Annotated in this window: 10 protein-coding genes and 1 pseudogene; 7 read left to right on the plus strand and 4 right to left on the minus strand. The window is 66.5% G+C overall.

Features of this window, described 5'->3' with window-relative positions:
* Together ACQKDV_RS15770 and ACQKDV_RS15775 are read left to right on the plus strand one after the other, a co-directional pair.
* Nucleotides 1–364, plus strand: a pseudogene (locus ACQKDV_RS15770) (hypothetical protein); the annotation flags it as partial.
* 59 nt (nt 365–423) lie between these two features.
* Nucleotides 424–855, plus strand: a complete 432-nt coding sequence (locus tag ACQKDV_RS15775; protein WP_158003716.1) for a DUF2247 family protein — start codon at nt 424–426, stop codon at nt 853–855.
* Between the two features lie 149 nt (nt 856–1,004).
* Here ACQKDV_RS15775 and purD read toward each other — a convergent pair whose 3' ends face one another.
* The 3 genes from purD to purH are packed head-to-tail and all read right to left on the minus strand — an operon-like array spanning nt 1,005 to nt 4,825.
* The gene (purD, locus tag ACQKDV_RS15780) at nt 1,005–2,288 is read right to left on the minus strand and encodes a phosphoribosylamine--glycine ligase (RefSeq protein WP_427784962.1); all 1,284 of its coding nucleotides are present in this window, start codon (nt 2,286–2,288) and stop codon (nt 1,005–1,007) included.
* A 58-nt stretch (nt 2,289–2,346) separates the two neighbouring features.
* Nucleotides 2,347–3,225: a hypothetical protein gene (locus ACQKDV_RS15785; protein ID WP_427784963.1), complete on the minus strand. Its 879-nt coding sequence runs from the start codon at nt 3,223–3,225 to the stop codon at nt 2,347–2,349.
* A 16-nt stretch (nt 3,226–3,241) separates the two neighbouring features.
* Nucleotides 3,242–4,825, minus strand: coding sequence for a bifunctional phosphoribosylaminoimidazolecarboxamide formyltransferase/IMP cyclohydrolase (purH, locus tag ACQKDV_RS15790; RefSeq protein WP_427784965.1), 1,584 nt, complete (start codon nt 4,823–4,825; stop codon nt 3,242–3,244).
* 209 nt (nt 4,826–5,034) lie between these two features.
* Here purH and ACQKDV_RS15795 point away from each other — a divergent pair, with 209 nt between their 5' ends.
* From ACQKDV_RS15795 to ACQKDV_RS15815, 5 genes are read left to right on the plus strand one after another with little or no spacing between them, the layout of a single operon-like run.
* Nucleotides 5,035–5,649: a CDP-alcohol phosphatidyltransferase family protein gene (locus tag ACQKDV_RS15795; RefSeq protein WP_427784967.1), complete on the plus strand. Its 615-nt coding sequence runs from the start codon at nt 5,035–5,037 to the stop codon at nt 5,647–5,649.
* 39 nt (nt 5,650–5,688) lie between these two features.
* Complete coding sequence (locus tag ACQKDV_RS15800) at nt 5,689–7,440, plus strand: bifunctional alpha/beta hydrolase/class I SAM-dependent methyltransferase (RefSeq protein ID WP_427784969.1); 1,752 nt, start codon at nt 5,689–5,691, stop codon at nt 7,438–7,440.
* Nucleotides 7,440–8,768 (plus strand): phosphatase PAP2/dual specificity phosphatase family protein, encoded by a 1,329-nt coding sequence (locus ACQKDV_RS15805; protein ID WP_427784970.1) that lies wholly within the window; start codon nt 7,440–7,442, stop codon nt 8,766–8,768. The genes ACQKDV_RS15800 and ACQKDV_RS15805 overlap by 1 nt, the downstream gene beginning before the upstream one ends.
* Entirely contained in the window at nt 8,765–9,202 is a 438-nt protein-coding gene (locus tag ACQKDV_RS15810) for a hypothetical protein (RefSeq protein WP_427784972.1), read from the plus strand. The genes ACQKDV_RS15805 and ACQKDV_RS15810 overlap by 4 nt, the downstream gene beginning before the upstream one ends.
* A 13-nt stretch (nt 9,203–9,215) precedes the next feature.
* Entirely contained in the window at nt 9,216–9,860 is a 645-nt protein-coding gene (locus ACQKDV_RS15815; protein WP_427784974.1) for a lysophospholipid acyltransferase family protein, read from the plus strand.
* Here ACQKDV_RS15815 and ACQKDV_RS15820 read toward each other — a convergent pair.
* Nucleotides 9,832–10,435: hypothetical protein (locus tag ACQKDV_RS15820; protein WP_427784976.1), on the minus strand; the 604-nt coding region annotated here is incomplete at its 5' end. The two genes, ACQKDV_RS15815 and ACQKDV_RS15820, sit on opposite strands and share 29 nt — an antisense overlap.

The following is a 10,435-nucleotide window of genomic DNA, read 5'->3' on the forward strand; positions in this document are numbered from 1 at the left end:
CCGAACTTGCCGTTCGCGGCATGAAATCGCGGACAACTTTGTTGACACTTACCGGGGTGTTGCGGCATCCAAAGCTCTGAGTGCAGAAGGTCGGGCACTTTTGAATTCCCGGCCTGTTGGAAGTGCACTCAAAGCGGACGCTGGGCACAATTCAGCGACCTTTATGCGAGAGACCGCTGCAGAAGCAGGTGTTCATACTCCATTGACAGGAGGCGACGGCGTGGTTCGCACTCTGACTCAGCTACCCGGTGAACTCAATGGAAAGGCTGGTCGGTTTGAATACATAGTCGACAAGGCTGGCGACTTGACCCATCAAAGATTTGTGGAAGGTGGCAGCATGAACGGAATACCAAACAAGAAGTGAGTGTCTACATGAGAACGTATGACTGTATTCAACCCTATGGGCCCTGGAGTCAGACCGAGGTGGCGTGGGCACTGGGGCGCCATCTGATTGACTTTGAGGTTGCGAAGCACTGCGCGTCGGAGCAGAAGGGACTGGAAGAGAAGTTCAATCTGAACTCCTTGATTGAAAGACTTGAAGGGGCTTTTCCCGATGAGCGTAATAGCGTAGCTGCGCAGTTGGCGGCATTCGACAAGAACTCAAACGAGGATGAGATTTTCAGAAGATGGCTGGTTGCATTTCTCGCGGACGCTTACGCTAAGCGCGATGAGATTGCTGATCCGCTCGGAGAGGTTGAGAGGATCTACGCTGATTTTGATTACCCGGAGTCTCTGGAGAGCTTTGTCAGGTACATGCCAGCTTCTGATGGGTATGATCCGGCTGCGCACTCACATGAGCAGAATGTTGCGCGGCTCTTCGAGAACTGGAAGCGTTATCTTGACTCGGCGAAGTAGCAGATTCACTCAGCGTAATTTCCTTCGCTTGACGTGCGTCGCTTCTTCCCGAAGCGCACCGTCCCGGCTTCCATGCCGAGGACGGTGAAGACTCCCAGAATCCGTGATCTGGTTCCATGCAGGAAGCTGTGTAGTGGATCTACCAGGCCTCACCCCTCGCGTGCGATCGCGCGCCAGCCGATGTCGGTGCGGTGGAACTCGTTGGCCCAGCTGACCTTGGCCACGCCGGCATAGGCATTGGTCTGCGCGTCGCGCACGCTGTCACCCAGTGCAGCCACGCACAGCACGCGGCCGCCGGCACTGAGCACCTGGCCCTGTGCATCCAATGCCGTACCGGCATGGAACACCTTGGCACTGGCCGGCACGTCGTCCAGGCCGGAAATCACGTCGCCGGTGATCGGCGTTTCCGGGTACGGCTTGGCGGCCAGCACCACGCCCAGCGACGGGCGCGCATCCCACTGCGCTTCTACCTGGTCCAGGCGGCCGTCGATGGCGGCTTCCACCAGCTCCACCAGGTCCGACTGCAGGCGCAGCATCACCGGCTGGGTTTCCGGGTCGCCGAAACGCACGTTGAACTCGATCACCTTCGGTGCGCCGCTGGCATCGATCATCAGGCCGGCGTAGAGGAAGCCGGTGAACGGGATACCGTCGGCGATCATGCCCTGCACGGTGGGATTCACCACCTCGCGCATCACGCGGGCGTACACCTCTGGCGTGACCACCGGCGCCGGCGAATAGGCGCCCATGCCGCCGGTGTTCGGGCCGGTGTCGCCGTCGCCGACGCGCTTGTGGTCCTGCGAGGTGGCCATCGGCAGCGCATGCACGCCGTCCACCATCGAAATGAAGCTGGCCTCCTCGCCGTCGAGGAACTCTTCGATCACCACGCGCGCACCGGCGTCGCCGAAGGCGTTGCCCGACAGCATGTCACGCACCGCGTCCTCGGCTTCGGCCAAGGTCATTGCCACGATCACGCCCTTGCCGGCCGCCAGGCCATCGGCCTTGACCACGATCGGCGCGCCCTTGTCGCGGATGTAGGCCAGCGCCGCGTCCACCTCGGTGTGCACGGCATAGAACGCGGTGGGGATGTTGTGGCGGGCCAGGAAATCCTTGGCGTAGGCCTTGCTGCCTTCCAGCTGCGCGGCGGCGGCGGTCGGCCCGAAGATGCGCAGACCGGCGGCCCGGAAGCGGTCGACCACGCCGGCCACCAGCGGCACTTCCGGGCCGACCACGGTCAGCGCCACGCCTTCGGCCTGGGCCAGCGCCAGCAGGCCGTCGATGTCGGTGACCTTCACCGCCACGTTGCGGCACTTGTCTTCGCTGGCGGTGCCGGCGTTGCCGGGCGCCACGATCACTTCGGTGACACGGGAGGACTGGGCCAGCTTCCATGCCAGGGCGTGTTCGCGGCCGCCAGAGCCGATGACAAGTACGTTCATCACGAGATTCCAGATTGCGTGGGAAGGGAAGATCGATATCCCCGGCGGCGCGCGTGGCTCACTCGCAGCCTTCGCGTCGCAGCGATTCGGGGAATGAATAGGCCCAGGTCTTCGGGTCCAGGGTAAAGCGGTGCTGCTGCCGGACCTGCTTGCCGCCGCAGGTGCTGCCGGTTTCCTCGATCAGCAGCGGCCAGACGCGCGCGCTGCGGTCGATGTCGTCGAAACGCAGTGCGAAATCGATGCTGAAACGGCGGGTGCGGCAGTCCTCGACGGTGTCCGGGTCGCTGCTGGCCCCCAGGTTGTCGCACTCGTACTGGGCGTCATTGTCGATATGGCTGCGCACGCTGCCACTGGCCACCAGGCCGTTTGGACCCGGCAGGATCAGCGACTGCGAAAGCAGTGAGAAGCCCTGCCCGAACCAGCCGTCCTCGACCCGGAAGCCATAGAAGTCACTGCCGGCGCGGATGACACTGACGGTGCCGGGCTGGCCACCGCTACCGAAGCGCTCGCCGGTCAGTTCGCTGGTCACTTCGAAGCCATCGCCCTTCGGGCGCAGCACATAGAAGTCGATCGTGCCCGGGTCGATGTGCGCGCCTTCGGACAGTGCGCCGCAGACCGCCAGCAACTGCTGCCAGCTGTCGCCGCTCACCACCGGTTGCTCGGCGCAGACCTGCCAGTCCATCGGACGGGTTTCGCCATCGTCGTTCCAGCTGCTGTGCCATTGCCCGGAGAGCCTGGCGTTCTTGCCGTAGCGCTGGACCAGGAAGGCCTGCAGCCGCGCGGTGCGGCTCACGTGCGCCGTCGGCCCGGCAGGGGCCGCCGAGGCGGCCTCCGACGGCGGCGCAGGCGCGGGGGACGCGGCTGGCTTGCAGCCCGCAAGCACGACCGCGCCCGCGAGGGCGAGGGCGGCCAGGGATTTCATCGAAACTGCGGACATCCGTGTCGCTCCAGGATCAGTGGCGGAAGTGGCGCACGCCGGTGAACACCATGGCCAGGCCATGTTCGTCAGCGGCGGCGATCACTTCGGCATCGCGCATCGAGCCGCCCGGCTGGATCACCGCCTTGATGCCGGCGGCCGCTGCGGCATCGATGCCATCGCGGAACGGGAAGAACGCATCGGAAGCCATCACCGAACCTTCCACTACCAGGTTTGCATCGGCGGCCTTGATGCCGGCGATGCGCGCCGAGTACACGCGGCTCATCTGGCCGGCGCCGACACCGATCGTGCGGTTGTCCTTGGCGTAGACGATCGCGTTGGACTTCACGAACTTGGCCACCTTCCAGGCGAACAGCAGGTCGGTGAACTGCTTGTCGGTCGGTGCCAGCTTGCTCACCACCTTCAGCTCATCGCGGGTCATGCCGCGGTTGTCCGAGGACTGCAGCAGCAGGCCCGAGCCCACGCGCTTGCTGTCGAAGTTGTTCAGGCCGTCGCCGTGCGGGATGCGCAGCACACGCACGTTGGCCTTCTTCTGCGCGTACTCCAGCGCGGCCGGCTCGTAGTCCGGGGCGATCAGCACTTCCACGAACTGGCGGTCCAGGATGACCTTCGCAGTGGCCGCATCGAGCGGCGTGTTGAAGGCGATGATGCCGCCGAAGGCGCTGGTCGGGTCGGTGGCGTAGGCCAGTTCGTAGGCGTCGCCGTTGCCGGCACCGACGGCCACGCCGCACGGGTTGGCGTGCTTGACGATGACGCAGGCCGGCGCGTCGAACTGGCGCACGCATTCCCACGCCGCATCGGCGTCGGCCAGGTTGTTGTAGCTCAGTTCCTTGCCCTGCAGCTGCTGGAACGTGGCCAGCGTGCCCGGCACCGGGTACAGGTCGCGGTAGAACGCGCCGCTCTGGTGCGGGTTCTCGCCGTAGCGCAGGTCCATCACCTTCACGAAGGTGGAATTCATCTGCGCCGGGTACTCGGCACGCGCCGGTACGTCGGCGTCGGTGGCGGTGACCGCCGACAGGTAGTTGCTGATGGCCGCGTCGTACTGGGCCACGCGGTTGAACGCGGCCACCGAGAACGCGAAGCGGGTGGCAGCGCTCAGCTGGCCGTCGTTGGCTTCAAGCGAGGCCAGCAGTTCGGCGTACTGCGACGGGTCGGTGGCCACCGCCACGCGGGCGAAGTTCTTGGCCGCCGAACGCAGCATGGCCGGGCCGCCGATGTCGATGTTCTCAACCGCGTCGGCCAGGGTGCAGTCGGCCTTTGCGGTGACCGATTCGAACGGATACAGGTTCAGCACCAGCAGGTCGATGGCGCCGATGCCATGCTCGGCCATCACCGCGTCATCCAGGCCGGAGCGGCCCAGCAGGCCGCCGTGCACCATCGGGTGCAGGGTCTTGACCCGGCCGTCCATCATTTCCGGGAAGCCGGTGACCTCAGCCACGTCCTTCACGGCCAGGCCCGCCTCGCGGATCGCCTTGGCGGTGCCGCCGGTGGACAGCAGCTCCACGCCGCGTGCCGCCAGCGCGGTGGCCAGCTCGACCAGACCGGTCTTGTCGGAAACGGAGAGGAGGGCCCGGCGGACGGGCAACAGATCAGCAGTCATGGGACAGAATCGGCAGCGGAGCGGGGCCGATATTGTAGGCGGTGGGGGCCGGTGGCGGGCGCCGTGGGGCGAAATCGGCCGAGGGCAGGGGCCGGTGGCCGCCTTCGGCACAGCCCGGTCGGCCGCAGACGGCGCGCAATCCGATGGGGCGGCAGCGCCCCGATCGGGTAGGCTGTGCCCGGACTGCCAAGGATCAGCAGGTACAGATCGTGTCGATCTATGCATTGAAAGGACGTTTCCAGGACCTGTTGCGTCCGGCCGTACGCGGTCTGTACCGCATGGGGATCACCGCCAATACGGTGACCGTGGCCGCCGCCGTGGTCTCGCTGCTGGTGGCCGCTGCCGTCTGGTGCTGTGCGCCTGCCCAGCCGCTGCTGTACCTGTTGCTGCCCCTGTGGATGCTGCTGCGCATGGCGCTCAACGCCGTGGACGGCATGCTGGCCCGCGAATTCGGCCAGCAGTCGCGGCTGGGCGCCTATCTGAACGAATTGTGCGATGTGATCGCCGATGCGGCGCTGTACCTGAGCCTGCTCGGCGTGCCGGGCGTGCGCCCGGAGGCGCTTTGGCTGCTGGCCTGGACCGCGGCGCTGAGCGAGTACGCCGGCGTGCTGGGGCTGATGGTCGGTTCCAGCCGCCGCTATGACGGCCCGATGGGCAAGAGCGACCGCGCGTTCGTGATCGGTGTGCTGGGCCTGTTGCTGGCCTTCGGCTGGGGCGGCGCACTGACGGTCAGCGGCGTGGCCGCAGCCATGGCAGTGCTGTGCGTGCTGACGATGATCAACCGCGTACGCCGCGGACTGCAGGAAGCGGCGGCGCCGCGATAACCACACCAAGACAACACGTCACATCCATCAGGAGATTGCATGCGTCAGGCGCAGGAACGGGAATTCCACAGCTTCGACCAGGTACCGCTGTTCTACCGGTACTGGGCGAGCGCCACCGCAGCCCCGGCCAGCAAGGCCATCGTGCTGCTGCATCGCGGTCACGAACATTCCGGGCGGGTCACCCACCTGGTCGACGAGCTGGACCTGCCCGACACCGCCTTCTTCGCCTGGGATGCGCGCGGCAATGGCCGGTCGCCGGGCGCGCGTGGCGATGCACCGGGCTTCCCGGCGCTGGTGCGTGACCTCGACAGCTTCATCGCCCACATCGGCGCCGAGCATGGCATCGCGGTGCAGGACATCGTGGTGATCGCGCAGAGCGTGGGCGCGGTGGTGGCTGCCACGTGGGTGCACGATTACGCACCGCGCCTGCGCGCGCTGGTGATGGCTTCGCCGGCGTTCAAGGTGAAGCTGTACGTGCCGTTCGCGCGCCCGGGCCTGGCATTGATGCAGAAGCTGCGCGGTAACTTCTTCGTCAACAGCTACGTCAAGCCGCAGTGGCTGACCCATGATCCGGCGCGGGTGGAAAGCTACCGCACCGATCCGTTGATCACCCGGCCGATCTCGGTGCGCGTGCTGCTGGGCCTGTACGAGGCCGCCGACCGCATCGTGGCCGATGCACAGGCGATCAGCGTGCCGGTGCAGCTGCTGGTGTCCGGTTCGGATTTCGTGGTGCACCGTGGCCCGCAGGACCGTTTCTACGAGCGCCTGTCCAGCCCGATCAAGGAGCGCGTGCACCTGCCCGGCTTCTTCCACGACACCCTGGGCGAACGTGATCGCGCGCCGGCGCTGGCGCGCATCCGCAGCTTCATCCAGGCGCGTTTCGCCGAGCCGCTGCGCGAGCTGTCGCGTCGTGACGCTCACCGGCATGGGCCGACCTTCGAGGAATCGGAGATCCTGGCGTGGCCGCCGGAACGCAACAGCCTCGCCGACCTGCGCTGGCGCGTGGTGCGCGGTGGCCTGCGCTTCGGCGGGACGTTGTCCGAAGGCATCGCACTGGGCCTGCAGACCGGTTTCGATTCGGGCAGCACGCTGGACTACATCTATCGCGACGAAGCGCGTGGCAAGGGCCCGCTGGGCCGCATGGTCGACCGCAACTACCTGGATGCAATCGGCTGGCGCGGCATCCGCATCCGTGGCCAGCACCTGCAGGAACTGCTGCGCGATGCTGCCCAGCGCCTGCGCGGGCAGGGCACCCCGGTGCGCGTGCTGGACGTGGCCGCCGGCCATGGCCGGTATGTGCTGGAAGCGCTGGGCCAGGGCGAACAGCGCGCCGACCGCATCGTGCTGCGTGATTTCAGCGATCTGAACGTGACCCAGGGCCAGGCCTTGATCGAGCGCCTCGGTGCGGCCGACATCGCCCTCTTCGAGCAGGGCGATGCGTTCGATCCGGCGCAACTGGCGGCGGTGGACCCGGCGCCGACGCTGGCGGTGGTATCGGGCCTGTACGAACTGTTCCCCGACAACGACGCCGTGCTGCGCTCGCTGCAGGGCATCGCCGCAACCGTACCGGTGGGCGGCTACCTGGCCTACACCGGCCAGCCCTGGCACCCCCAGCTGGAATTCATCGCCCGCGCGCTGACCAGCCATCGAGGCGGCGCCGCGTGGGTGATGCGCCGCCGTACCCAGCAGGAGATGGATGAGCTGGTGCGCCTGGCCGGGTTCGAGAAGGTGGCGCAGCGTATCGATGACTTCGGCATCTTCACCGTGTCGCTGGCGCGCCGGACCGCGTGATGGCGACGCTGGCCGCCACCCCGCTGGCCGCAGAAGGACGCCCCTGGCGGCGCGCCCTGCTGTGGCTGGCCCTGCTGGGCCCGTTCTTCTTCGCCAGCTATGGCTTCGCCAACTGGATGGCCGGTCGCCATGCCGAACTGCCGGTGATGGCGTTTGCCTGGGAGACGCGCATTCCCTTCGTGCCGTGGACGATCGTGCCGTACTGGTCGATCGACTTGTTCTACGCGGTCTCCTTCTTCCTGTGCCGGCAACGTCTGGAACTGGACCGGCATGCGCTGCGGCTGTTCAGTGCACAGCTGATCGCGGTCACCTGCTTCCTGCTGTGGCCGCTGCGCTTCAGTTTCGAGCGTCCGGAGATCGGTGGCGTGTTCGGTTGGCTGTTCGATGTGCTGCTGGGCTTCGACAAGCCGTTCAACCAGGCGCCATCGCTGCACATCGTGCTGCTGATCGTGCTGTGGGTGAAGTTCGCGCAGTACCTGCACGGCGTCTGGCGTTGGGTGCTGCATGTGTGGGCACTGCTGATCGGTGCGTCGGTGCTGACCACGTTCCAGCATCATTTCATCGACATCCCGACCGGGCTGCTGGCCGGCTGGCTGTGCGTATGGCTGTGGCCGGAGCAGGGCACGCCGCCGCTGCGCGCCTGGCGTACTGCGCGTGATGCCAAACGTTGGCGATTGGCCGCGCTGTACCTGCTGGCGGCCACCGTATTGCTGGTGCCGGTGGTGCTTCTGCGTGGCGCGGCGCTGTGGCTGCTGTGGCCGGGGGTTTCGTTGCTGCTGGTGGCGCTGGCCTATGCCGGGCTGGGTACGGCGGTGTTCCAGAAGCGGGCCGATGGCCGCCTGACCATGGCCGCGCGCTGGCTGCTCGCCCCCTACCTGGCGGCGGCCTGGATCAATTCGCGGTGGTGGACGCGACGCGTGCCGCAGCCGGTGCCGGTGCTGGACGGCGTGTGGCTGGGCCGGATTCCCTGCACGGCATTGCCGACACCTTTGGTGGGCGTGGTCGATGCCTGTGCCGAGCTGTCCTGCTGCGCGCCGGGTGCAGCGTACGCCGGTGTGCCGATGCTGGACCTGGTGGTGCCAGAACCAGAGCAGCTGCGCGAGGCAGCCGAGGCCATCGAGCGCCTTCGCACGCACGGGCCGGTGCTGGCGTGCTGCGCGCTGGGTTACTCGCGCAGTGCGGCCTGCGTGGCGACCTGGCTGCTGCGCAGCGGTCGTGCGGCGGATGCCGATGCGGCGGTGGCGATCGTGCGTGCCGCACGTCCGGGCATCGTGCTGGGCAAGGCGCACCTGCGTGCGATCACCGTTGCCGCCGGAGACCCTGCATGAGCACCACGCCTGATATTTCGACCATGCAGCTGCTGCTGCGGCAGGGGCGTTGGCCGGCAGGCCTGTCGCTGGCGCTGCTGCTGGTGGCGTTGCTGCTGCTCGGCATCGAGCCCGGGCTGGCGATGCTTGCCGCCGGACTGTTGCTGCTCAGCGTGGTGGCAGGCGTCGCCCAGGCCTATCACGCGTGGCGGGTGGCACTCGATGCCAGCCTGCTGCAGCTGCTGCGCGATGAAGGCTTGAAGGATGAGGCCGCGGCGCAACGCATCGACCGGCTGCTGCATGACAGTGGCCTGCGCCGCACACCGGGCGCGGAACCGTCGCGGGGCTGGGATCTGCGCTGGGCCGGCATGCGCCGCCTGTTGCTACGCCAGTATCTGCTGACTGCGGTGCAGTTCGCACTGCTGTTGCTGGCCGTGTTGTGGCCGCAGACGTGAACGGGAGGGATGGATGTTCGCCGAACTGATTGCCCGCGCCTGCAGTGGCGCGATCCATGTGGTGACCGGCGCGCGCGCGCTGTGGATCGGCTGCGCGCCGTCCAGCGAGCACCGCGTCTACTACGGCAACCACGCCAGCCACGGTGACTTCGTGCTGATCTGGTCGTCGATGCCACCGGCCCTGCGCCGCCAGGTGCGTCCGGTGGCGGCGGCGGAGTACTGGCAGCGCGACGGCCTGCGCCGCTACCTGATCGACGCGGTGTTCAACGGCGTGCTGGTCGAGCGCGAGGCCGGGCATCGCCAGCAGGACCCGTTGCAGGTGCTGCGCGAAGCGGTCGATGAAGGCTGTTCGCTGATCCTGTTCCCGGAAGGCACGCGCAATGTCGGCGACGAGCCGCTGCTGCCGTTCAAGAGCGGCATCTACCATCTGGCGCGGCAGCGGCCGGAACTGGAGTTCGTGCCGGTGTGGATCGACAACCTGAAGCGGGTGATGCCCAAGGGCCGTTTCCTGCCGCTGCCACTGCTGTGCACGGCCACCTTCGGCACGCCGCTGCGGCTGCAGGCCGATGAGGACAAGGCCGCACTCACGATAGTTCGCAAGATCTGCCGGAAGAGTTCTCCGGTTGAACTTAGTTCGAGCGGTCATGTTCACACCTGAGCAGCCTTGTGTGCACAGACCATGGATGTGCATCCATATCCGAGCCAATCGATCGAGCGCGCAGCGCAAGAACCGCAGCTCCCACCACCACTGCTGGGTGCCCTCGGTTAAGTGCTCGTATGACCTCTCCTAAGGTCGCCTTGCCGCGCCGCCGAACCACCGATTCGACTTCCTTTGCCAGAGAGGTAAGATCCGAACCGCGGCACCGGTGAAAAGCAGAGATTGCCGCCTGCCAGTTGCGGATCCTCATCTTCGCCCGACCCAGGTCACGTGTGCTGAAGACAGCAACTGAATACCCACACTCCTTGCTCAGTGCTTCGATATCTCGGCTGGCCCTGTCCGATCCATCGTCGATCATCCTCGCCTGAATAGAGCCATCAGTCAGGGTGGTAAGCGCATCAAGGCAGATTGAGCCGCTGCCTAGAGACACCTGTATCAGTTGCTCGCGATACTCTGCGTCACGGACGCTTGCGTCGCCTTCGCAATAGAAGAAAAGCTTCATCCTCAGGTCACCACTCAGCTCAACGGCGAGGATCCCGCACCGGTGGTGGCCGAAATGATGGCGGCGGTCACCG

This window comes from Stenotrophomonas sp. NPDC077659 (assembly GCF_050268705.1).
GTDB lineage: Bacteria > Pseudomonadota > Gammaproteobacteria > Xanthomonadales > Xanthomonadaceae > Stenotrophomonas.

What these genes read in the sequence shown, in the direction of transcription:
- purH (WP_427784965.1), bottom strand. Translation starts at nt 4,825, where the DNA reads ATGACTGCTGATCTGTTGCCCGTCCGCCGGGCCCTCCTCTCCGTTTCC.
- purD (WP_427784962.1), bottom strand. Translation starts at nt 2,288, where the DNA reads ATGAACGTACTTGTCATCGGCTCTGGCGGCCGCGAACACGCCCTGGCA.
- ACQKDV_RS15785 (WP_427784963.1), bottom strand. Translation starts at nt 3,225, where the DNA reads ATGTCCGCAGTTTCGATGAAATCCCTGGCCGCCCTCGCCCTCGCGGGC.
- ACQKDV_RS15805 (WP_427784970.1), top strand. Translation starts at nt 7,440, where the DNA reads ATGGCGACGCTGGCCGCCACCCCGCTGGCCGCAGAAGGACGCCCCTGG.
- ACQKDV_RS15810 (WP_427784972.1), top strand. Translation starts at nt 8,765, where the DNA reads ATGAGCACCACGCCTGATATTTCGACCATGCAGCTGCTGCTGCGGCAG.
- ACQKDV_RS15815 (WP_427784974.1), top strand. Translation starts at nt 9,216, where the DNA reads ATGTTCGCCGAACTGATTGCCCGCGCCTGCAGTGGCGCGATCCATGTG.
- ACQKDV_RS15800 (WP_427784969.1), top strand. Translation starts at nt 5,689, where the DNA reads ATGCGTCAGGCGCAGGAACGGGAATTCCACAGCTTCGACCAGGTACCG.